A 21,302-nucleotide genomic window follows, 5' to 3' on the forward strand; every position below is an offset into this window, starting at 1 on the left:
GGCGCCCGCGGAGGAGTACCGTAGTCGGGTGCAGACGAGCGATCACCACCTCGGTCGCGGACTCCTCTACCGGCTCTACCAGAACCGGCTCCGGCGGGAGCTCGACCAGGCAGAACTGCCGCACCACGTGGCCATGATCATCGACGGCAACCGGCGCTGGGCGAAGCAGCTCGGCTACGAGACGGCCGCCCACGGGCACCGCGCCGGCGCGGCGAAGATGCGCGAGTTCCTCGAGTGGTGCGACGACCTCGGCATCGGGGTCGTGACGCTCTACCTGCTCTCCAGCGACAACCTCGGCAACCGCACCTCCGACGAGCTCACCGACCTCATCGAGATCATCGCCGACCTCGCCGAGGAGCTCAGCCACTACCGCGACTGGCGCGTGCAGCACGTCGGGACGAACACCGGCCTGCCCGAACCGCTCGTCGCGGCGCTCGACGCCGCGGAGCGTCGGACGGCCGGCAAGTCCGGCCTGCACGTCAACCTCGCGGTGGGGTACGGGGGCCGTCGCGAGATCACCGATGCCATGCGCTCGATCGTGGCCTCCCACCACGCGGAGGGCCGCAGCCTGGAGGACCTCGCGGAGTCGCTCACGCCCGACCTCATCGGCGAGCACCTCTACACCGGCGGGCAGCCCGACCCGGACCTCGTCATCCGCACCTCGGGCGAGCAGCGGCTGAGCGACTTCATGCTCTGGCAGGCCGCCCACAGCGAGTTCTACTTCGTCGAGGCGCTCGGCCCCGACCTCCGCCAGGTCGACTTCCTGCGCGCCATCCGCGACTACACCAAGCGGCACCGGCGTTTCGGCGGGTGAGCATTCCCCTCCGCGCATGTCAGGATATGGCCTGACGGAAGGGGATCGAGGCCCGATGAGCATGGACGCGTACCTCGCCGGGTTCTCCGAGGAGCCCGGCTACCTCGACTACGGGCGGGTCGGACCGATCGCGCGCGCGGCCGCCGAGGAGACCTTCGCCTTCACGCACGTGCTCGAGCGGGTCCGGCACGGCAGCCTCGACGCGCTGCGGGAGCAGGACGCGAGATTGCGTGCCGCGGCATCCGCGCTCACGGGTTTCGCGGCCGACCAGGTCGTCGCGATCCCGAACACGACCACCGGACTGATGCAGTCGATGTTCGGGCTCACCGGCACCGTGCTGCTCTCGCCGGGGGAGTTCCCCAGCCTGCCGATCGCCGCGGTCCGCGCGAACGAGGCGCTGCACTCGGTGCAGCCGGCGTGGCTCGAGACCGACCACGGCAAGGTCACGCCCGGCCGGATCCGCGAGCAGCTCGAGGCGAACGTGGCCGCGGTCGCCGTCAGCCTCGTCGACTCGCGGACCGGGTACCTCTGCGACCTGGAGGGCATCCGGCAGGTGATCGGCGACCGCCTGCTGATCGTGGACGCGATCCAGGGGTTCGGCATCGTCGACGCTCCGTGGAGCCTCGCCGACGTCGTCGTCACGGGCGGGCAGAAGTGGTGCCGTGCGGGCTGGGGCACGGGCGTCATGGCCGTGTCGGCGCGCGCCCGCGAGCAGCTCGTCCCCGTCTTCTCCGGGTACACCGGCACCGAGGAGGACGAGGTGTGGGACGAGGTCCCCCCGCCCGCGCCCACGGCGCGCGCCTTCCGGGTGACGAACCCCGACCCGATCGCCGCCGCGCGGTTCGCCGCCACGATGGAGGAGCTCGCCGTGGTCGGCGTCGACGCGGTCAACTCCCGGATCGCCGAGAACGTCAGCCGCGTCATCGACCTCGCCGACGAGTTCGCCGTCCCGGTCTCGTCGTCGCGCGACGAGCGCGAACGCGCCGGGATCGTCGTGCTCGAGCCGGAGCCCGAGCACGTGACGGTGCTCTCGGCGTCGCTGCACAACCACGGCGTGACCGCCACGACGCGGGCGGGCAGCGTGCGACTGAGCGTCCACGCGGCGCTCGACGGGGACACCGTCGAGATGCTGCGCGGCGCGTTCGTCTCGTTCAGCACCGCGGTCAGCTACTGAGGCCGGCCCGCGTATCGGTCCACGCGGCGATCACCGGGTGAACGGCGGATGGCGCGCCGCGTGTCGCTCACGCGGATGTCGCCGGTCGGTCGTACCGTCGAGGCATCGGGCAAGGCGCCCGGTCGAGTCGGCTCGTGAACCGCTCGTGGGAGGATCGCCGGCCGGCGCGTGAGCCGAGCGGAAGCTCGGGGCAGGAGCGGTCGTGACCTCTGTGGAACCCACCAACCCCGTCGGATCGATCGAGCCGGAGGCGCGGCGCACGCCCGCCGAGGCGTCGCCCGGCGGGATCGCGCAGGCCGAGCGCACCTACGTCCTCGATACGTCGGTGCTGCTGTCGGACCCGCGCGCCCTGTTCCGATTCGCCGAGCACTCGGTGGTGCTGCCGGTGGTGGTGATCACCGAGCTCGAATCCAAGCGCAACGACCCCGAGATCGGGTTCTTCGCCCGGAAGGCCCTGCGGATCCTCGACGACCTGCGCGTCGAGCACGAGCGGCTCGACTTCCCGATCCCCGTCGGCGACGGCGGTTCGCTGCGCGTCGAGCTCAACCACTCGAGCCTCTCCGTGCTCCCGAGCGGCCTGCAGCTCGCCGACAACGACTCGCGCATCCTCGCGTGCGCGATGAACCTCGCCAACGACGGGCTCGCGGTGACCGTCGTCTCGAAGGACCTCCCGCTGCGCGTCAAGGCCGCGTCGATCGGCCTCGATGCGCAGGAGTACCGGGCCGAGCTCGCCGTGGACTCCGGCTGGACGGGCATGGCCGAGCTCGCGCTCGGATCGAACGACATGGCGAGCCTCTACGAGCACGAGTCGCTCACGACCTCCGAGGTCGAGGGCATGCCGATCAACACCGGCCTGGTCATCCAGTCCGAGCGGGGGTCGGCGCTCGGCCGCGTGGTCGGCGAGCACGAGGTGCGACTGGTCCGCGGCGACCGCGACGTGTTCGGGGTGCACGGCCGTTCGGCCGAGCAGCGCCTCGCCATCGACCTGCTGCTCGACCAGGAGGTCGGCATCCTCTCCCTGGGCGGCCGCGCCGGAACCGGCAAGTCGGCGCTCGCCCTGTGCGCCGGCCTCGAGGCCGTCCTCGAGCGCCAGCAGCACAAGAAGATCATGGTGTTCCGCCCGCTCTACGCGGTGGGCGGGCAGGAACTCGGCTACCTGCCCGGCGACCAGGGCGAGAAGATGAACCCGTGGGCGCAGGCCGTCTTCGACACGCTCGGCGCCCTGGTGTCCGACAACGTGCTCGACGAGGTCGTCGACCGCGGCATCCTCGAGGTCCTGCCGCTCACCCACATCCGCGGTCGTTCGCTCCACGACGCGTTCGTCATCGTGGACGAGGCGCAGTCGCTCGAGCGCAACGTCCTGCTGACGGTGCTCAGCCGGGTCGGGCAGAACTCGCGGGTCGTGCTCACCCACGACGTGGCGCAGCGCGACAACCTGCGCGTCGGCCGTCACGACGGCGTCGCGAGCGTGATCGAGACGCTGAAGGGGCATCCGCTCTTCGCCCACATCACGCTGACGCGGTCCGAGCGCTCGGCGATCGCGGCGCTGGTCTCGGAGATGCTGGACGGAGCCGAGCTGGCCTGACCTGCCGGAGACGACGACGGCCCCGGAGCCGCTGGGCTACCGGGGCCGTCGTCGTCGTACGGATGGCGCGTGCCGCCGCTACCCCGCCTGCGGCGGACGCGTCATCGAGAGCAGGTCGAGCGCGTCGTCGAGCTGCGCCTCGGTGACCTCGCCGCGCTCGACGTAGCCCAGGTCGACGACGGCCTCGCGGACCGTGATGCCCTTGGCCACGGAGTGCTTGGCGATCTTCGCGGCGGCCTCGTAGCCGATGACCTTGTTCAGCGGCGTCACGATCGACGGCGACATGCCGGCCAGCGCGGTGGCGCGCTCCTCGTTGACGCGGAGCCCGTCGACGGTCTTGTCGGCGAGCACGCGCACCGAGTTGGACAGCAGCCGGATCGACTCGAGCAGGGCCGTGCCCATGACCGGGATCTGCACGTTCAGCTCGAACGAACCCGATGCGCCCGCCCAGGCGACGGTGGCGTCGTTGCCGACCACGCGCGAGGCGACCATCAGCACGGCTTCCGGCACGACCGGGTTCACCTTGCCCGGCATGATCGACGAGCCCGGCTGCAGGTCGGGGATGTACAGCTCGCCGAGGCCGGTGTTCGGGCCGGAGCCCATCCAGCGCAGGTCGTTGCAGATCTTGGTGAGGCTCACCGCGATGGTCCGCAGCGCACCCGAGGCCTCGACGAGGCCGTCGCGGTTCGCCTGCGCCTCGAAGTGGTCGGCGGCCTCGGTGATGGGCAGTTCGGTCTCGTCCTGCAGCAGCTGGATGACCAGCTGCGGGAAGCCGGCGGGCGTGTTGATGCCGGTGCCGACGGCGGTGCCGCCGAGCGGGACCTCGGCGACGCGGGGGAGCGCCGAGCGCACCCGCTCGATGCCGAGGCGGACCTGCCGGGCGTAGCCGCCGAACTCCTGGCCGAGGGTGACGGGCGTGGCGTCCATCAGGTGCGTGCGGCCGGCCTTCACGATGCCCGACCAGGCGTCGGCCTTCGCCTCGAGCGCGACCGCGAGGTGGTCGAGCGAGGGGATCAGCTCGTCGATGAGGGCGGCCGTGACGGCGATGTGCACCGACGTCGGGAAGACGTCGTTGGACGACTGCGACGCGTTGACGTGGTCGTTGGGGTGCACCGGGCTGCCGAGCTTCTCGGTCGCGATGGTGGCGAGCACCTCGTTCATGTTCATGTTCGACGAGGTGCCGGAACCGGTCTGGTAGACGTCGACCGGGAAGTGCTCGACGAACGAGTGCCGGCCCGCGATGACCTCGTCGGCGGCGTCGGCGATCGCCTGCGCGAGCTGGGCGTCGAGCACGCCGAGCCGGGCGTTCGCGAGCGCCGCGGACTTCTTGATGCGGGCGAGCGCGGCGATCTGGGCCGGCTCGAGGCCGGAGCCCGAGATCGGGAAGTTCTCGACGGCGCGCTGCGTCTGAGCACGGTACAGCGCCGACGCGGGGACCCGCACCTCGCCCATCGTGTCGTGTTCGATCCGGTAGTCGGCGGCGTTGTCCACCACGGTGTGTTCCCCTTCGATCTCGGGTTGTCTCGATGCCCGGCAGCGGCGTGCGAACGAGCGGATGCCGCCGACGGCGTCAGATGCGGCCGACGACGATGTCGGTCTCGGCGCGGCCCTCGAGCAGGCGGTAGTTCGCGCCGACGATAGCCAGCGTACCGGCTGCGATCGCGTCGCTGACCACCTCGGAACGCTCGAGGAGCTCGGCGACCGTGTCGCGCAGGTGCTCCCGGCCGACGTACGCGGCATCCACCGCGGCGGAATCGATCGGGCCCTCGGCCTCCCCGGCGACGCGACGCACGGCCGGCACGATCCGCTCGACGATCTTGGCGATGTGCGCCGGCAGCGGCTCGGCCCCGTCGCCCTGCGAGTCGATCGCCGCGCGCACCGCGCCGCACTGGTCGTGGCCGAGCACGAGGATGAGCGGCACGCCCAGCACGCCGACGGCGTACTCGAGGGAGCCGAGCACCGAGTCGGAGATGACCTGGCCGGCATTGCGGACGACGAACGCGTCGCCCAGCCCCACGTCGAAGATGATCTCGGCGGACAGCCGCGAGTCGCTGCAGCCGAAGATCGCCACGAGGGGGCGCTGGTGGTCGGCGAGCTCGGTGCGTCGGTCGACGTCCTGGCGCGGATGCTGCGGGGTGCCGGCGATGAAGCGCTGGTTGCCGGCGCGGAGCTCGCGCCAGGTCTCGGCGGGGGTGGTCGGACGTGCGGCGGCGGGCTGGCTCACGACCGCTCCTCTCGGCGCTGGGCGTCGATGGCCGGCGCGACGGCGCGGGCCAGGGTCTCGAACTCGGCGGTCGGCGCCGTGCCGAGCAGCACGAAGGTGCTGTCGCCGGCCTCGGCGATGAGCGCGTAGCGGGCGTTGCCGACGTCTGCGGCGCTCTCCCGGTTGTCGTACACGGTCCACTCGACGCCGTCGATCGTGGTCACGCCCGTCGCGATCGTGTTCGCGAGCAGGTCGGCGGTCCAGGTCGGGTTGGCGGCGAGGCCCTGGTACATGCCGACGTACTCGTCGCTCGGCGTGAGGTAGCCGGCGTACCACGCGGTGACGCCGTCGGCACGGTCGTCGCGCAGTTCCGCCGCGTTGGACCGCCAGCCCTCGGGCAGGTCCGGAACGGCCAGCGGCTGCTCGATCCCGACCTGCGCCTGCGCCGCGACCGACGGCACGTCGATGTCGCGCTCGATCGGCCCGTCGCTCCGCGGCACGAGGAGCACGATGATCGCGACCACGGCGAGGCTCGCCAGGAGCGAGCCGACGAGGTTCCGGACGGTCTGCCGTTGGCGTCGTCGCGCGGCGTCGTCGGCCTTCCGCGCCGCCGTCTCCTCCGGCGTCTCGGGCCGCCCGAGCTCGGCGACGACCCTGGGTTCACGCCGTGCCATCAGTCGTCGCCGCCGTCGCCCGCGGGCGCCGCGGCTCCGGCGCGCGCGGCGTCGAGTCGGGCCTTCGCGCCGACGAGCCACTCCTCGCACCGCTGGGCCAGTGCCTCGCCGCGCTCCCAGAGCGCCAACGACTCCTCGAGCGTGGGCGAGCCCTGCTCGAGCTCGGCGACCACGCGCACGAGCTCGTCGCGCGCCTGCTCGTAGGTCAGCTCGGCGACATCCGTGGGAGTGGTGGGCATGGACGGCATTCTATTCGCCGTCGCCGACAGGGCCCCGAGACGTCGCTGCGAGGCGACCTTCGGCGAGGGTGATCCGCAGCGTGGTGCCGTCGGGCGCCTGCTCCGGGCGGGTGAGGACCCCGTCGTGGTCGCGCTGGACGATGGCGTAGCCCCGCTGCAGCGTCGCGAGGGGGGAGAGGGCGCGCAACTGCGATCGGAGCTCGCCGACGCGCACGTGCGCGCGCTCGATCGCGCGGCCGGCGAGCTCGGCGCCGCGTGCCACCCAGCGCGTGAGCTCCTCGCCGCGGCGGTCGACGATCCAGCCGGGGTCGGCCAGCGCCGGGCGGGAGCGCAGGTGGCCGAGCCGGTCGATCTCGTGGCTCACCAGGCCGGTCATGCGCATGCGGAGCCGGGCGCGGGCCTGCTCGACCCGGACGAGCTCCTCGGCCACGTCGGGCACGACCCGCTTCGCGGCATCCGTCGGCGTCGAGGCCCGCAGGTCGGCGACCTCGTCGAGCAGCGGGCGGTCGGCCTCGTGCCCGATCGCGCTGACGATGGGGGTGACGGCCTCGGCGGCGGCGCGCAGGACCCGTTCGTCGCTGAACCCGAGCAGGTTCTGGAAGTCGCCGCCGCCGCGGGCGACGATGATGACGTCGACGTCCGGATCGGCGTCGAGGCGGCGGATCGCCGAGACCACCTCCGGGGCGCAGCGGTCGCCCTGTACGGCGGCGTGGACGACACGGAACTCGACCGCGGGCCATCGCAGCACCGCGTTGCGGATCACGTCCTTCTCGGCGTCGCTGTCCTTGCCGGTGACCAGGCCGATGACACCCGGCAGGAAGGGCAGGCGGACCTTGCGCGCCGGGGCGAACAGCCCCTCGGCGGCGAGCTGCGCACGGAGCCGTTCGAGGCGCTCGAGCAGGTCGCCGAGCCCCACGTGCCGCAGGTCGAACACCTGCATCGTGAGCGAGCCGCCCTTGACCCACCAGTTCGGCTTGACGAGCGCCACCACGTGGTCGCCGGCCTTGAACTGCTCGGCGAGCTTCGCGCGGGTCGACGACCAGATGGTGAACGACACCGTGGCATCCGCCTCGAGGTCCTTCAGCTTGCCGTAGACATTGCCGGCGGACACGCCCCACTGCGTGACCTCGCCCTCGATCCACACGGTGCCGAGGCGGTCGAGGTACTCCTTGAGCTTGCCCGAGAGCATCGAGACCGACCACGGGGTCTCCCGGGTCGTGGGGCCCTGAGCCATGCGCCTCCCAGCCGCCCGTCATCCGCACCCGCGTAGGATGGCACCCGTGACGAGCTTGACGGATGCCCCGCGAATCGACCTCGGCATGCCTCGGATCCCGAGCGTGCGCGGCCGGCTCAAGGATATCCCCGCCCAAGGACGCAAGAAGGTGCTGCTCGCGGCGCCCCGAGGCTACTGCGCCGGCGTCGACCGCGCCGTGATCGCCGTCGAGAAGGCGCTGGAGCACTACGGCGCGCCCGTGTACGTGCGCAAGCAGATCGTCCACAACATCCACGTCGTCACCGAGCTCGAGAAGCAGGGCGCGATCTTCGTCGAGGAGGTCGACGAGGTGCCCGAGGGCGCCCACGTCGTCTTCAGCGCACACGGCGTCTCGCCCGCGGTGGTCAACTCCGCCGCCGAGCGCGGCCTGCACGCGATCGACGCCACGTGCCCGCTCGTCACCAAGGTCCACCGCGAGGCCGTGCGCTTCGCGCGCGACGACTTCGAGATCCTGCTCATCGGCCACGAGGGCCACGAGGAGGTCGAGGGCACCGCCGGCGAGGCGCCCGACCACGTCACGCTGGTGAACAGCCCCGACGACGTGCCGAACATCGAGGTGCGCGATCCCGACAAGGTCGTCTGGCTCTCGCAGACCACGCTGTCGGTCGACGAGACCATGGAGACCGTGCGGCGCCTGCGCGAGCGGTTCCCGAACCTGCAGGACCCGCCGTCGGACGACATCTGCTACGCCACCCAGAACCGCCAGGTCGCGATCAAGAAGGTCGCGCGCGAGTCCGACGTGGTGATCGTCGTCGGGTCGGCGAACTCGTCGAACAGCGTGCGGCTGGTCGAGGTCGCGCTCGAGTACGGCGCGAAGCGCGCCTACCGGGTCGACTACTCGAGCGAGATCCGGCAGGAGTGGCTCGACGACGCCGAGACGGTCGGCGTTACCAGCGGCGCGTCCGTGCCCGAGGGGCTCGTCAAGGAGGTGCTCCTCGAACTCGAGGACGCCGGCTACGGCGAGGTCCAGGAGGTCAAGACGGCCGAGGAGGACCTGATGTTCTCCCTGCCGAAGGAACTCCGGAAGGACCTGCAGGGCAAGCGCGACGCGCGCGCCCTCGGCGGCCGGGGGCGCCAGGCCACCGCCTGACCCCGGCGCTCTGTCTCGGACCCGGCGCCCGCGGCGGGCGCGGGCCGGCTCAGGGCGTCGAACGCTGCTGGACGAAGGCGATGAACGTCGGGTCGGTCAGGAAGACCACGCCCGTGAGCACGATGGTCGCGACGAGCGCGACGACGCCGCCGACGACCGGCACCCAGAAGGCGAGCCTTCCGGCACGCAGGCGGGCGATCGACTAGCCGAGCACGCCCGCGTAGAGCGCGAGCATGAAGACGGTGCCGATCAGCGCCAGCGTGGGCAGCCACGGCTGCGGCGAGTACGTGCCGACGCCCTGCTGGGTGTACACGGCCTGGATGGCCGCGGGAAGCTGCTGCAGGCTCATCGCGCTGTTCCAGGCGCCGAACGCCCCCAGCACGAGCAGCGCGATGGTCGTCATCCGGTCGACCGTGCCGGTGCGGGTGGCCGCCGGCACGACCGGGGCGGGCGGCGGAGGCGGAGCGGTCGGCGCGGCCTCCGCTCGATCGTCGGCCGGAGGCTGCCACGACCAGCCCTCGGGCGCGTACTCGCCGTAGCGCGGACGAGGCCGCTCGTCACGCGGCGGGGGCGGCGGGGCGTCGGCGGCCCCGGCCTCCGCAGCGTCGTTCCGTGCGGCCTCGTCCTGCGTCATCCGCTGCCCTACGCCGAGATCGACTTGCCGGCCGAGCCGAGCTGGCGGGTCGACTCGCCCACGCGGGCGGCCATCGCCGTCTCGGCGACCTTGCCCCACGCGCGCGGGTCGTACTGCTTCTTGTTGCCGACCTCGCCGTCGACCTTGAGCACGCCGTCGTAGTTCTGGAACATGTAGCCCGCGATCGATCGGGTGAACGCGTACTGGGTGTCGGTGTCGATGTTCATCTTCACGACGCCGTTGGCGACCGCCTCGGCGATCTCCTCGTCGGTCGAGCCCGAGCCGCCGTGGAAGACGAGGTCGAGCGGCTTCTCGCCGGTGCCGTACTTCTCGGCGAGGCCGTCCTGGATCTCCTTCAGCAGCGCCGGGCGGAGCTTGACGTTGCCCGGCTTGTAGACGCCGTGCACGTTGCCGAAGGTGAGGGCGGCCATGTAGCGGCCCTGGTCGCCGAGGCCGAGCGCCTCGACGGCGGCGATGGCGTCGTTCAGGGTCGTGTACAGCGCCTCGTTGGAACCCTCGTGCTTGACCCCGTCCTCTTCTCCGCCGACGACGCCGATCTCGACCTCGAGGATGGCGTTGATGTTCTTGAGCCTCGGCAGGATCTCCTTGGCGATCTCGAGGTTCTCGTCGAGCGGCACGGCCGAGCCGTCCCACATGTGCGACTGGAAGATCGGGTTGCGGCCGGCCTTGACCTCCTCCTCGGAGGCGGCGATGAGCGGGTACACGAACCCGTCGAGGGCCTCCTTCGGGCAGTGGTCCGTGTGCAGCGCGACGGTCACCGGGTAGGCCTTGGCGACCTCGTGCGCGAACTTCGCGAACGCGAGCGCACCCGCGGCGCGCGCCTTGACCGTGTGGCCCGCGAAGTAGTCGGCGCCGCCCGTGGTGACCTGGATGATGCCGTCGGAGCCGGCCTCGGTGAGCCCCTGCAGCACCGCGTTCAGGGTCTGCGAGCTCGACACGTTGAACGCCGGGAACGCGAACCCCCGGGCCTTGGCGGTGTCGAGCATCTGCGCGTACTGCTCGGGAGTTGCGATGGGCATGCCTTGCTCCTTCGGAAGTCGTTGGGTTGGCACGAGTCTAGCGACGTGTCGAGAAGGGCTCAGGTGCGAGTGGGATGCCGCGGCCGCCATCGGGCACGATGGACGGATGCCGTCCTCCGCACCTGACGACCCGTCGCTCGCCCGCGCGCTCGCCGAGGCCGTGCGGCTCGCGGCGGTCGCCGCCGCACCGCTCGTCGGAAGCGGGGATCGCGACGCCGTCGACGGTGCCGCGGTCGCGGCGATGCGGGCCGCGCTCGCCTCCGTCGGGGCCGACGGCCGGGTGGTGGTCGGTGAGGGCGAGAAGGACGACGCCCCGATGCTCCACCTCGGCGAACGGTTCGGCACTGGCCGCGGGCCCGCGATCGACGTGGCCGTCGACCCCGTCGACGGCACGAGCCTCGCCGCGGCGGGGCTGCCGGGAGCGATGGCGATCATGGCCGTCGCGCCGCGGAACGCGTTCCTCGACATCGGCCCGGCGCACTACATGGCCAAGCTCGTGAGCCGCGTGCCCGGCCTCGAGCTCGACGCGCCCCTGGGCGAGACGATCGCCCGCATCGCGGCGGCGCGGGAGGTCCCCGTCGGCATGGTGCGGGTCGCTGTGCAGGACCGGCCGCGCAACGCGGCCCTGGCGTTCGCCGCGGACGAGTCGGGAGCGTCCGTCGAGCGCTTCGTCCACGGCGACGTCGAGCGCTGCCTGCGCGCCGCGCGCCGCGACGGCGACCTCGACCTGGTCGTCGGCATCGGCGGCGCCCCGGAGGGCGTGCTCACCGCCGCGGCGGTGCGCGCGCTCGGAGGGTGGATGCAGGCCCGCCTGGCGCCGCAGTCGGCCGGCGAGCGCGCGAGGCTGGCGGCCGCCGGCGTCGACGCCGACCGGGTCGTCGGGCTCGACGACCTGTGCGGCGACCACGTCGCGGTGTTCCTGACCGCGGTCACGCCGTGCGATCTGGGGCCGGGGCTCGCGCTGGCGGCGGGAGCGTCGTGGACCGTCCCGCCCGGCGCATCCGGCGGCGCTCGGACGGCATCGGACCAGCGGACCGCCCGTCCGAGCTCGGACGGTTAAGAACCGCCGATCTTTCACGTCGTTCCGAGCGGTTCCACCCGGCTCCGAGCAGGCCCCGTCACTAGGCTCGAACCGACGTCCGCTCCGCGAGACCCGCTGCGGTCGCCGCATCCGACGACTCATGGAAGGCCCTGCGATGGCGAGCACCGAGACCGAAAGCCTCTACCTCCACCCCGACCGCAACATCGCGCTCGAACTGGTCCGCGCGACCGAGGCGGCCGCCATCCGCTCCTATCCGTGGATCGGCCGCGGCGAGAAGATCGCTGCCGACAAGGCCGCAGTCGACGCGATGCGCGCGTTCCTCAGCACGGTCGACTTCGACGGCGTCGTCGTGATCGGCGAGGGCGAGAAGGACGAGGCGCCCATGCTCTTCAACGGCGAGCACGTCGGCAACGGCCGCGGCCCCGCGTGCGACATCGCCGTCGACCCGATCGACGGCACGACCCTCACCGCCGAGGGCCGCCAGAACGCGCTCTCCGTCATCGCGGTCGCCGATCGCGGCACGATGCTCGACGCGTCGTCGGTGTTCTACATGGACAAGATCGTCACGGATGCCGCCGGCATCGGGGTCGTCGACATCCGCAAGCCGATCGGCGAGAACCTGCGGGCGCTCGCGCGCGCGAAGGGCCGCGAGGTCACCGACATGCGCGTCGCGGTGCTCAACCGGCCGCGTCACGAGCAGCTCATCGCCGACATCCGGGCCGCCGGGGCCGGCACCCGGCTCATCAGCGACGGCGACGTCGCCGGCGGCATCAACGCGGCCCGGTACGAGTCGCGCATCGACATGTGCGTGGGCATCGGCGGCAGCCCCGAGGGCATCACGACCGCGTGCGCCATCAAGGCGCTCGGCGGGTTCATGCAGGGTCGGCTGGCGCCGAAGGACGACGAGGAGCGCGCGGCCGGCGAGGCGGCCGGGCTCGACTGCGACCGCGTCTACGAACTCGACGACCTCGTGCGCGGCGACAACACGTTCTTCGTGGCCACCGGCGTGACCGACGGCGAACTCGTCGACGGCGTGCGCCGGAAGGGACCGATCATCCGCACCGAGTCGATCGTGCTGCGCGGCAAGTCGGGCACGATCCGACGCGTGCGGGCCGACCACCTCGTCGAGAAGTGGCTCGACGCCGAGGACCGCTGAGCGCGGGGACCGCGCGTCCTGCGCTGCCGTGAGCGGAGGACCTCGCCACGGCGGCGACCGGTATCGCAGACTTGACGGGTGACCACCCAGACGCGCGTGCCGCGGGCGCTGCGACCGTTCACCTCGGCGCAGTACCGGTTGCTCGTCGTCGCGCTCGCGGCGTCGCTGCTGTCGGCGGGCGCGTGGATCGTGGCCGCCGCCTGGCAGGTCATCGAGCTCGGCGGAACGCCGATCGACCTGTCGGTCGTCGCGGTCGGCGCGAGCCTGGGCCTGGTGGCCGCCGTGCTCGTCGGCGGCGTGGTCGCCGATCGGGTGCCGCAGCGGCGCATCCTGCTCGTCATCGAGGTCGGGCGCGCCGTGGTCTTCGCCATCGCGGGCCTGCTCGCGGCGACGGGCGCGATCGAGGTGTGGCATCTCGCGGTGCTCTCGTTCGTGCTCGGGGTGGCCGACGGGTTCTTCTACCCGGCGTACTCGGCGTGGTTGCCGGCGCTGCTGCCGGCCGGGCAGTTGCTCGCTGCGAACGGCGTCGAGGGCGTGCTCCGCCCGGTGGCGCAGAATGCCGCCGGACCCGCGCTCGCGAGCCTCCTGATCGCCCTCCAGGGCCCGTGGCTCGCGTTCGTCGTGGTCGCCGCGCTCCAGGTGGTCGCGATCGGAGCGCTCGGCCTCATGCGCACCACGGCCGTACGCCGCGAGCTCGACGCGACACCGTCGCACCCGGTGCGCCGCATGCTCGTCGACCTCCGCGACGGATTCGGCTACCTCCTGCGCACCCGGTGGCTGTTCGCGACGCTGGCCTTCTCCATTCTTCTCGTGCTGGTGGTGATCGGCCCGATCGAGGTGCTCATCCCGTTCGCGGTGCGCGATCAGACCGGCGGCGGGGCGGGGGAGTTCGCACTGGTGCTGGCCTCGTTCGGCCTCGGTGGGGCGGCCGGCTCACTGCTGGTCTCCTCGTTCCGCCTGCCGAGGCGGTACCTCACCCTGATGATCCTCGCGTGGGGCTTCGGATGCCTCCCGCTCGCGATCATCGGCGTCACACCCTGGCTCTGGGTCATGGTCGTCGCGACCTTCGTCGTGGGGTTCCTCTTCGACGGGGCGCAGGTGGTCTGGGGCACGCTGCTCCAGCGGCGGGTGCCGCCGGCGATGCTCGGACGGGTCTCCAGCCTCGACTTCTTCGTGTCGCTCGCGCTGATGCCGCTGTCGATGGCGATCGCCGGTCCGCTCGGCGAGTGGCTGGGCCTCGGGCCGGCGTTCCTCATCGCCGGGTTCGTGCCTCCGGTGCTCGCCGTCGTCACGCTCGCGGCGGCCAGGCTCGGGCAGGACGAGCTCGCGCATCCCCTGGATGACGATTCGATGGACGCGAGCGTGGTGACCGGCGCGGAGGCGGCGGCGGGCCTCGCGTCGCCCGTCGACGAACCGCATGCCGATCCCCATGGCGGGCGCGAGCGGGACGGGGCTTGACGCGGTCGGCGCCCGGTCGGAGAGTTGGACGCGCCATCTGGGAGTGGCGATCGTGAAGGGGGAACGCGATGCTCGCGGTTGAGAATGCCTTCCCGGGGTTCAGCGTCGATGATCTCGACGCGGCCCGGGAGTTCTACGGATCGACGCTCGGACTGGACGTCGTCGACGAGGCCGTCGGCGGGCTGCGGCTGACACTGCCGTCGGGCCAGCCGGTCTTCGTCTACCCGAAGCCGGATCACGTGCCCGCTGGGTTCACCGTCTTGAACTTCGTGGTCGCGGACATCGACACGGCGGTGGACCAGCTGAACGACTCGGGGGTGACGACGAAGATCTACACGGACGGCTGGGCGTTCGGCACCGACGAGCGCGGGATCGCCCGAGGTTCGGAGGAGAACCCCGGCCCGGTCATCGCGTGGTTCCGCGATCCGGCGGGCAACGTGTTGAGCGTCATCGAGATGTGACGCTCAGTCGGACGATGCCGACCGGATGTGGGGGTCGAGGTCGGCGCCGTCGAACGGGGTGTCGATGAGCAGGCCCTCACCGGCTTCGGAGACGTCGCCGATCGCCGGGTCCGCCGCGGCCGGAACCTCGAGCGCGTGGGACGCAGCGAGCGGACGCGGAGCCTCGGCGAGCTCGGGGGCGTCGGTGAGTTCGGGCGCGGAGAGCCGGCGCGGCCCGTCGTGGATGGGCGCGGGCTCGGCGACCAGGGAGAGCTTCGTCTCGTTGATGCCGGGGAACTGACGGGCCGTGACGAGCACGCGCGATTCGAGCGAACTCGCGAACTTGTTGTAGCTGTCGACCGTGCGCTCGATCGCCTTGCGGAGCGAGTCGGCGTGACCGGCGAGCACGCCGATGCGCTGGTACAGCGTGTTGCCGAGGTCGAACAGCTTCTTCGCCTCATCGGAGACGGCCTGCTGCTGCCACGCGTAGTCGATCGTCTTGAGCACGGCGAAGAGGTTCACCGGTGATGCGAGCGCGACCCGGCGCTCGAAGGCGTAGTTGAGCAGGCCCGCGTCGGCCTCCAGGGCGGCCGAGAGCAGCGACTCGTTGGGGATGAAGGCGATGACGAACTCGGGCGCCTCGAGACCCTCCCAGTAGCCCTTCTTGCCGAGCGCGTCGATGTGCGAGCGCATGGCCTTCACGTGCTTCTCGATGAGCGACCTGCGGCGCGCGCCCTCCTCACCGATGGCGGTCTCGGGAATGGCGGATGCTGCGAGGTAGTGCTCGAGCGGGACCTTCGAGTCGAGGGGGATGAACTTGCCCCCGGGGAGGTAGACCACGAGGTCGGGACGGCCTCGGCCCTGGTCGGTGGCCACCTGGTGCTGCTCGCCGAAGTCGACGTGCTTGATGAGCCCCGCCGCCTCGACCACCCGGCGGAGCTGCGTCTCGCCCCAGACGCCGCGGGTGCTGTTGTTGCGGAGCGCGCTCGCAAGCGACTCGGTCGTCGCGCGCAGCTCGGCGTCGGAGAGCTGCGCGCGCTTGAGCTGCTCGGCGATCGATCCGTACTGCTCGCTGCGCTGCTGTTCGAGCTCGGACACCTTGCGCTGCATCGTCGCCAGCGTCTCGCGGACCGGGCTCAGGGCCTGCAGCACCGCGCTCTCGCGTCGCTCGCGCTCCGCGCGCTCGGCCTGGTCGAGCCGCTGCTGCTCGATCGCGTCGCGGTGCTGGCGCACCTGGTGGTCGATCTGCTCGCGGAGGCCGGCCGCCGCCGCTTCGGCCGCGGCCAGCTCGGCCCGCAGCGCCGCCTGCACCTGGTGCTGCTCGGCGAGCATCGCCGCGCGTTCCGCTTCCGCCGCCGCTCGCAGCTCCAGCAGCGCGCGCTCGTGCCGCGCCTCGACGAGCGCCGGGTCCTCCGTCGGCTGCACCTCGGCCGAGCGACGTGACGCGACGAGGTGCATGACCAGCGCGCCGAGCGCGCCGCCGACGAGGAGGCCGATGAGGAGCAGGAGGAGGTCCATGCCGCCAGTGTGGCAGCGCCCGCCGACATCCTCGTCGAGGCGGCCCGGCCGGGCGCCATCCGATCGGGGCGCGGCGCCGGCCCGCGGCTACTGCAGCGCCATCGGGCCGTGCAGCGACGCTCGCTGCGCCGTGGCGGCGGCGCCGATCGTGCCGACGCGGACGCGTGTCACGTGGGCCAGCTGCTCGAGGTGGTCGACGTCGTGCCGCTTCGCCGCGTGCACGATGATCGCCGCGCACGCCTCGGCGTCGGCGAGGGCGTCGTGGTGCGCGAAGTCCTCGAACCCCGCCGCCATCGCCGCCGCCGGGAGTCGGTACGAGTCGAGGTGGTAGGTCCGCCGCGCGACCTGGAGGCTGCAGAGGTACCGGAAGTCGGGCACCGCGAGCCCCAGCGCCTCGGAGGTCTTCGCGATCACGCCCATGTCGAAGCCGGCGTTGTGCGCGACCAGCCAGTCGTCACCCGCGAACTCGCGCAGCCACGGCAGGTGCGTCTCCCACCCGTCGGCGCCGGCGACCATGTCGGGGGTGATCCCGTGGATCCGCACGTTCCACGGCGAGAACTCGTCGTGCGGGAACGGCGGGCGGATGTAGCGGTGCTCCCGCTCGACGACGCGGCCGTCGGCCACCTTCACCACGCCGACGGAGCAGGCGGATGCAGGGGAGGAGTTGGCGGTCTCGAAGTCGATCGCGGTGAAGCTCACTGGCACGCGCCGATCGTCGCACGCCCCGACGACCTCCCGGCGCGCACCCGCCGTGCGCGCACGGATCCGCCCACGGCCATTGACGGATGGCTCGCCGCGGCGTGGAATGGCGAGGTGGACGAGGCAGACTCCGGCGCGGGTCTCGTGGCCGACCCGGCCGACCCCGCGACGAGGGCCGCGGCGCGGTCGTTCGGCGCCGCGGCATCCGTCTACGCCGCCGCCCGGCCGGGATACCCGGTCGAGGCCGTCGCCTGGTCGGTCGACGGCGCGCGGCGCGTGCTCGACCTCGGTGCCGGCACCGGCCGGCTCACCGAGGCACTCGTGGCGCTCGACCTCGATGTCGTCGCGGTCGATCCGGTGGAAGAGATGCTGGAGGAGCTCGAGGTCCGGGTCCCCGGCGTGCCGCGGATCCTCGGCACCGCCGAGGACATCCCGATCGAGGACGCCTCCGTCGACGCCGTCGTCGCCGGCCAGGCGTGGCACTGGTTCGTCCCGGAGCGCGCGGTCCCCGAGATCGCCCGCGTGCTGCGTCCCGGCGGCACGCTCGGCCTGGTCTGGAACAGCCGGGACACGTCGGTGGGCTGGCTGCGCGAGGCGGGCGCGATCATGCGCGAACGGCACGACGCCTCCGCCGGCGTCGAGGCGTACGCCCGGGTCGGCCGCCCGTTCGGGCCGCTCGAGGAGCACCGCGTGGACTGGGTCGAGCGGATGACGCGCGCGCGGTTCCTCGACCTCGTGCGATCGCGCAGCCACTTCATCACCGCCGACGAGTCGGAGCAGCGCGCCGTGATCGCCGCGATCGAGACGCTGCTCGACACCCACCCGGATGTCGCGGGCGCCGGCGAGCTCGCCGTGCCCTACGTCACGCGGTGCTTCCGAGCCAGGCGCCCGTGATCCGCGGCGACGGGGCGGCGGCCGATCGGAGGATCGGCCGCGGCGGCACGTTCGCGGTGACGCGCGCGACGCCCGTCTGGTCGTGATCGTCCGAGCCGACCACCTCGACGGTCAGTCGCAGGACGGCCAGGGTCTCGTCGTCGTCTCCGCGGATGACCACGGTCACGTCGCCGGGGCCGCGGTCGACGCCCACGAGCCGGAACGTCGCCGAGGCCGTGCCGTCCGGCGCCAGCCGCAGCGACCGGCTGCGGCGGCCGCCGAGCGCGACCTTGAGGCCGCGTGCGGCGACGGTGAGCGAGAGTCGTCGCGCGAGGGTCTCGGATGCGTCGGAGGCGGGGTCCGACGTCGATCGGCCCGGCATCGCGGTCAGCACCACCCGGAGCATGGTCGAGGCGCCCGTCGAGACGATCGGCTTGACCTGCGCCTCCGCGTGCGCCCCGACGGCGGCACGTCCCCCCTGCAGCATCCGAACCCCTTCTCCGTGTGTGCGCCGTGCGCGAGCGAGCGGGGAAGGACCTCCCCGCCGAATCGACGTTAGGTGGCGGCATCCGCCCGCACATCAGGGAGTGCACCGAGACGCACGGGGGACGCGGGGTACGATTGACCCCCGTGGCTCTCACCATCGGAATCGTCGGACTCCCGAACGTCGGCAAGTCGACCCTCTTCAACGCCCTGACCAAGAACACGGTGCTCGCCGCGAACTACCCGTTCGCGACGATCGAGCCGAACGTCGGCGTGGTGAACCTGCCCGACCCGCGACTCGAGGTGCTCGCCGGCATCTTCGGCTCCGAGCGCATCCTCCCGGCGGCCGTGTCGTTCGTCGACATCGCCGGCATCGTGAAGGGCGCCTCCGAGGGCGAGGGCCTCGGCAACAAGTTCCTCGCCAACATCCGCGAGGCCGACGCGATCGCGCAGGTCGTGCGCGGCTTCGAGGACTCCGACGTGGTGCACGTCGACGGCAGGGTCGACCCGAAGAACGACATGGAGACGATCAACGCCGAGCTGATCCTCGCCGACCTCGAGACCCTCGAGCGCGCCATCACGCGGTACGAGAAGGAGGTCAAGGGCAAGAAGCTCGACCCGTCGGTGCTCGCCGCCGCCAAGGAGGCGCAGGAGGAGCTGCAGAAGGGCACTCCGCTGTCGGCCTCGAAGGTCGACCTCGCGCCGATCGCCGAGCTCGGCCTGCTGACCGCGAAGCCCTTCATCTACGTCTTCAACGTCGACGAGGCGGTGCTGACGGATGCCGCCCGCAAGGCGGAGCTCGCCGCACTCGTCGCGCCCGCCGAGGCGGTCTTCCTCGACGCGAAGATCGAGTCCGAGCTGATCGACCTCGACCCTGCGGACGCCGCCGAGCTGCTCGCCTCGACCGGCCAGGAGGAGTCGGGCCTCGACCAGCTCGCCCGCGTCGGCTTCGACACGCTGGGCCTGCAGACCTACCTCACCGCCGGCCCGAAGGAGTCGCGCGCCTGGACCATCCGCAAGGGCTGGAAGGCCCCGCAGGCGGCCGGCGTGATCCACACCGACTTCGAGAAGGGCTTCATCAAGGCCGAGGTCATCTCGTTCGACGACCTCGTCGAGACGGGCTCGGTCGCCGAGGCCCGGGCGAAGGGCAAGGCCCGCATGGAGGGCAAGGACTACGTCATGCAGGACGGCGACGTGGTGGAGTTCCGCTTCAACGTCTGACGCTCCGTCGTCGACTCGGACTTCCGGGCGTCACTGCAGCCCGAACGCGTACAGCCTGTCGCCGCCGGACGCCGTGGAGCTCGACCCCCAGTACACCGTCCCGTTCGAGATCGCCGCGCCGGAGAGGCAGGGTCCGCCGCTCGCGAACTCCCAGAGCACCTGCCCGCTGGTCGCATCCAGCGCGTACATGTAGCCGTCAGGGTCGAGCGCGCATCCGAACACGACGCCGTTCGCCGTGGTCACCGGCCCCGAGATGCTGCCGCCGTGCGTCGGCCAGGTCTGCCACTGGATCTGCCCGGTGACGGCGTCCAGGGCGCTCCAGACGCCGTCCGTGTACCCGAGGTAGTCGACCTGGTTGCTGTTGGCGTTCGCGGTGTAGACGTGCGCCCCGTCGGTCGCCGAGCCCGACCCCAGGCCGCCGAAGGTGCCGCCGGGGCCGGCTTGGGTCACCCACTTGAGCGCACCGGTCGCGGGATCGAGCGCCCAGAACCGCCCGCTCTCCTGACCGACGCCGAGCGTCTCGACGCCCTTGCCGCGGCCGGACTTCGCCGTGGAGAGCATCGGAGCCTGCGCGAAGTCGTGGCCCGGTCCGGACGGCTCCGGGCAGTTCTCGGGGTTGCCGAAGGCGGGGAGGCACGAGAAGTTCCACACGTCGAACGGCAGCGTCCGGGTGGTCCACCTGATCGCGCCCGTCCGCAGGTCGAGGGCGACGATCGAGTCGAAAAGGTCGGCGGGATCCATGCAGGCGCGCTGGCCGTCCGGGTCGTCGCCCGCGGCCGCCACGCAGTCGAGCACCGGATCCGGCAGGTCGGTGTTGCTGCCGGTCGCTATGTAGACCGACTTGCGCTTCGCGTCGATCGCGGGTGAGCCGCCCACGACCGAGACGCCGGGGAATCCCTCGGGCGCCAGGTACGTCGTCCAGAGCACCACGCCGGTCGCGAGGTCGAGGGCCGTGAAGCTGCCGCGGAAGCTGCAGCAGTCGTAACCGGGGACCACCCCGGCCAGGAGGGGCTCCAGCGAGTCGGTGCCCACGTACACGATGCCGTCGAACACGGTCGCGGACTGCGTGATGACCGCCGCGGGATGGACCTCCACCTGCGTGCTCCACAGCAGTTCGCCCGTCGACTTGTCGACCGCCATCACGGCGCCGCCTCCGCCGGAGACGCCCCGGTTGCCGAGCACGAGGGCGCTGTCGGTGACCGCCGGCGTCACGATGGAGAGGTCGCCATCGATCCCCGTGTACGAGCCGATCTCCGTCGACCAGGCGAGCTGACCCGTCGCACGGTCGACGGCGTACAGGTTGCCGGCCGCGTCGGGCAGGTACACCCGCGTCGCGTCGACGGCGGGCGTCGCCGTGACGTCTCCCTCGGTGGTGAACACCCACGTGGGCGCGAGTCCGTCGACGTTCGCGGCCGAGACCTTCTTCTCGTTCGCGGCGTACCGGGTGTTCTGCCGATCGCCGCCGGCCACGGGCCATCCGTTGCCTCCGGGGTTGCCGCCCGGGGCGGCGAGCGCGGCGCCGCCGCCGAGCACGAGTGCGGCGATCGCACCACTCGCGATCGCGGTCCCGATGGCGTTCCGGCGTGTCCTGGGCATCCTGCGCTCCTCCCGCACCGACCGAGCGGTCATGAGTGGAACTGCGCCACACGCTACGGCCGCGGTTCGCCGGCGGATAGGCCCAGTACG

Annotated in this window: 20 protein-coding genes and 1 pseudogene; 10 read left to right on the forward strand and 11 right to left on the reverse strand. The window is 72.1% G+C overall.

Features of this window, described 5'->3' with window-relative positions:
* Positions 1 to 28: 28 nt before the first annotated feature.
* The 3 genes from ACUY4T_RS00075 (at position 29) to phoH2 (ending at position 3,573) form a co-directional block, all read left to right on the forward strand.
* Entirely contained in the window at positions 29 to 814 is a 786-nt protein-coding gene (locus ACUY4T_RS00075; protein ID WP_446016862.1) for an isoprenyl transferase, read from the forward strand.
* 55 nt (positions 815 to 869) lie between these two features.
* On the forward strand, positions 870 to 1,988 hold the full coding sequence (locus tag ACUY4T_RS00080) for an aminotransferase class V-fold PLP-dependent enzyme (protein ID WP_446016863.1): 1,119 nt from the start codon (positions 870 to 872) through the stop codon (positions 1,986 to 1,988).
* 238 nt (positions 1,989 to 2,226) lie between these two features.
* Entirely contained in the window at positions 2,227 to 3,573 is a 1,347-nt protein-coding gene (phoH2, locus tag ACUY4T_RS00085; RefSeq protein ID WP_446017396.1) for an RNA 5'-3' helicase PhoH2, read from the forward strand.
* A gap of 78 nt (positions 3,574 to 3,651) precedes the next feature.
* Here the strand turns inward: phoH2 and ACUY4T_RS00090 are convergent, their stop codons facing one another.
* From ACUY4T_RS00090 to xseA, 5 genes are all read right to left on the reverse strand, one after another.
* A complete protein-coding gene (locus tag ACUY4T_RS00090) occupies positions 3,652 to 5,067 on the reverse strand; it encodes a class II fumarate hydratase (protein WP_446016864.1) in 1,416 nt (471 codons plus the stop codon).
* A 76-nt stretch (positions 5,068 to 5,143) separates the two neighbouring features.
* Positions 5,144 to 5,797: a carbonic anhydrase gene (locus ACUY4T_RS00095; protein ID WP_446016865.1), complete on the reverse strand. Its 654-nt coding sequence runs from the start codon at positions 5,795 to 5,797 to the stop codon at positions 5,144 to 5,146.
* Positions 5,794 to 6,450 (reverse strand): DUF4245 domain-containing protein, encoded by a 657-nt coding sequence (locus tag ACUY4T_RS00100; protein ID WP_446016866.1) that lies wholly within the window; start codon positions 6,448 to 6,450, stop codon positions 5,794 to 5,796. Before ACUY4T_RS00100 ends, ACUY4T_RS00095 begins: the two co-directional genes overlap by 4 nt.
* Entirely contained in the window at positions 6,450 to 6,689 is a 240-nt protein-coding gene (locus tag ACUY4T_RS00105) for an exodeoxyribonuclease VII small subunit (protein ID WP_446016867.1), read from the reverse strand. Before ACUY4T_RS00105 ends, ACUY4T_RS00100 begins: the two co-directional genes overlap by 1 nt.
* A gap of 10 nt (positions 6,690 to 6,699) precedes the next feature.
* Entirely contained in the window at positions 6,700 to 7,923 is a 1,224-nt protein-coding gene (gene xseA, locus ACUY4T_RS00110; protein WP_446016868.1) for an exodeoxyribonuclease VII large subunit, read from the reverse strand.
* Positions 7,924 to 8,008: 85 nt separating this feature from the next.
* On the opposite strand from xseA, the gene ACUY4T_RS00115 reads away from it, so the two are divergent.
* Positions 8,009 to 9,052: a 4-hydroxy-3-methylbut-2-enyl diphosphate reductase gene (locus tag ACUY4T_RS00115; RefSeq protein WP_446017397.1), complete on the forward strand. Its 1,044-nt coding sequence runs from the start codon at positions 8,009 to 8,011 to the stop codon at positions 9,050 to 9,052.
* Between the two features lie 49 nt (positions 9,053 to 9,101).
* Here ACUY4T_RS00115 and ACUY4T_RS00120 read toward each other — a convergent pair.
* Both ACUY4T_RS00120 and fbaA read right to left on the reverse strand, forming a co-directional pair.
* Positions 9,102 to 9,686 (reverse strand): annotated as a pseudogene (locus ACUY4T_RS00120) (DUF6264 family protein).
* A gap of 8 nt (positions 9,687 to 9,694) precedes the next feature.
* Positions 9,695 to 10,726 carry a class II fructose-bisphosphate aldolase gene (fbaA, locus tag ACUY4T_RS00125; protein WP_446016869.1) on the reverse strand — a complete coding sequence of 344 codons (1,032 nt, stop codon included), beginning with the start codon at positions 10,724 to 10,726 and terminating at the stop codon, positions 9,695 to 9,697.
* A 106-nt stretch (positions 10,727 to 10,832) separates the two neighbouring features.
* Between fbaA and ACUY4T_RS00130 the strand changes: the two genes are divergently transcribed.
* The 4 genes from ACUY4T_RS00130 (at position 10,833) to ACUY4T_RS00145 (ending at position 14,843) form a co-directional block, all read left to right on the forward strand.
* Positions 10,833 to 11,786 (forward strand): fructose-bisphosphatase class II, encoded by a 954-nt coding sequence (locus ACUY4T_RS00130; protein WP_446016870.1) that lies wholly within the window; start codon positions 10,833 to 10,835, stop codon positions 11,784 to 11,786.
* A 136-nt stretch (positions 11,787 to 11,922) separates the two neighbouring features.
* Entirely contained in the window at positions 11,923 to 12,924 is a 1,002-nt protein-coding gene (gene glpX, locus ACUY4T_RS00135) for a class II fructose-bisphosphatase (protein WP_446016871.1), read from the forward strand.
* A 78-nt stretch (positions 12,925 to 13,002) separates the two neighbouring features.
* Entirely contained in the window at positions 13,003 to 14,382 is a 1,380-nt protein-coding gene (locus tag ACUY4T_RS00140) for an MFS transporter (RefSeq protein ID WP_446016872.1), read from the forward strand.
* Positions 14,383 to 14,450: 68 nt separating this feature from the next.
* Complete coding sequence (locus ACUY4T_RS00145) at positions 14,451 to 14,843, forward strand: VOC family protein (RefSeq protein WP_446016873.1); 393 nt, start codon at positions 14,451 to 14,453, stop codon at positions 14,841 to 14,843.
* Between the two features lie 3 nt (positions 14,844 to 14,846).
* Here ACUY4T_RS00145 and ACUY4T_RS00150 read toward each other — a convergent pair whose 3' ends face one another.
* Together ACUY4T_RS00150 and ACUY4T_RS00155 are read right to left on the reverse strand one after the other, a co-directional pair.
* The gene (locus tag ACUY4T_RS00150; protein WP_446016874.1) at positions 14,847 to 16,340 is read right to left on the reverse strand and encodes a DNA recombination protein RmuC; all 1,494 of its coding nucleotides are present in this window, start codon (positions 16,338 to 16,340) and stop codon (positions 14,847 to 14,849) included.
* Between the two features lie 87 nt (positions 16,341 to 16,427).
* Entirely contained in the window at positions 16,428 to 17,045 is a 618-nt protein-coding gene (locus tag ACUY4T_RS00155) for a 3'-5' exonuclease (RefSeq protein WP_446016875.1), read from the reverse strand.
* Between the two features lie 108 nt (positions 17,046 to 17,153).
* Here ACUY4T_RS00155 and ACUY4T_RS00160 point away from each other — a divergent pair, with 108 nt between their 5' ends.
* Complete coding sequence (locus ACUY4T_RS00160; RefSeq protein WP_446016876.1) at positions 17,154 to 17,933, forward strand: class I SAM-dependent methyltransferase; 780 nt, start codon at positions 17,154 to 17,156, stop codon at positions 17,931 to 17,933.
* Here the strand turns inward: ACUY4T_RS00160 and ACUY4T_RS00165 are convergent.
* The gene (locus ACUY4T_RS00165; protein WP_446016877.1) at positions 17,902 to 18,399 is read right to left on the reverse strand and encodes a DUF7363 domain-containing protein; all 498 of its coding nucleotides are present in this window, start codon (positions 18,397 to 18,399) and stop codon (positions 17,902 to 17,904) included. The genes ACUY4T_RS00160 and ACUY4T_RS00165 overlap by 32 nt on opposite strands.
* Positions 18,400 to 18,542: 143 nt before the next feature.
* Between ACUY4T_RS00165 and ychF the strand changes: the two genes are divergently transcribed.
* Positions 18,543 to 19,616 (forward strand): redox-regulated ATPase YchF, encoded by a 1,074-nt coding sequence (ychF, locus tag ACUY4T_RS00170; RefSeq protein WP_446016878.1) that lies wholly within the window; start codon positions 18,543 to 18,545, stop codon positions 19,614 to 19,616.
* A gap of 30 nt (positions 19,617 to 19,646) precedes the next feature.
* On the opposite strand, the gene ACUY4T_RS00175 is transcribed toward ychF, so the two are convergent.
* Complete coding sequence (locus ACUY4T_RS00175) at positions 19,647 to 21,212, reverse strand: outer membrane protein assembly factor BamB family protein (protein WP_446016879.1); 1,566 nt, start codon at positions 21,210 to 21,212, stop codon at positions 19,647 to 19,649.
* Positions 21,213 to 21,302 lie beyond the last annotated feature (90 nt).

This window comes from Agromyces arachidis, assembly GCF_052805135.1.

Excerpts from the sequence above, each read along its gene's own strand:
- ACUY4T_RS00080 (WP_446016863.1), top strand. The coding sequence starts at position 870 with ATGAGCATGGACGCGTACCTCGCCGGGTTCTCCGAGGAGCCCGGCTAC.
- ACUY4T_RS00165 (WP_446016877.1), bottom strand. The coding sequence starts at position 18,399 with ATGCTGCAGGGGGGACGTGCCGCCGTCGGGGCGCACGCGGAGGCGCAG.
- glpX (WP_446016871.1), top strand. The coding sequence starts at position 11,923 with ATGGCGAGCACCGAGACCGAAAGCCTCTACCTCCACCCCGACCGCAAC.
- ACUY4T_RS00150 (WP_446016874.1), bottom strand. The coding sequence starts at position 16,340 with ATGGACCTCCTCCTGCTCCTCATCGGCCTCCTCGTCGGCGGCGCGCTC.
- ACUY4T_RS00100 (WP_446016866.1), bottom strand. The coding sequence starts at position 6,450 with ATGGCACGGCGTGAACCCAGGGTCGTCGCCGAGCTCGGGCGGCCCGAG.
- ACUY4T_RS00115 (WP_446017397.1), top strand. The coding sequence starts at position 8,009 with ATGCCTCGGATCCCGAGCGTGCGCGGCCGGCTCAAGGATATCCCCGCC.
- xseA (WP_446016868.1), bottom strand. The coding sequence starts at position 7,923 with ATGGCTCAGGGCCCCACGACCCGGGAGACCCCGTGGTCGGTCTCGATG.
- ACUY4T_RS00105 (WP_446016867.1), bottom strand. The coding sequence starts at position 6,689 with ATGCCCACCACTCCCACGGATGTCGCCGAGCTGACCTACGAGCAGGCG.
- ACUY4T_RS00145 (WP_446016873.1), top strand. The coding sequence starts at position 14,451 with ATGCTCGCGGTTGAGAATGCCTTCCCGGGGTTCAGCGTCGATGATCTC.
- ACUY4T_RS00175 (WP_446016879.1), bottom strand. The coding sequence starts at position 21,212 with ATGCCCAGGACACGCCGGAACGCCATCGGGACCGCGATCGCGAGTGGT.
- ACUY4T_RS00130 (WP_446016870.1), top strand. The coding sequence starts at position 10,833 with ATGCCGTCCTCCGCACCTGACGACCCGTCGCTCGCCCGCGCGCTCGCC.
- fbaA (WP_446016869.1), bottom strand. The coding sequence starts at position 10,726 with ATGCCCATCGCAACTCCCGAGCAGTACGCGCAGATGCTCGACACCGCC.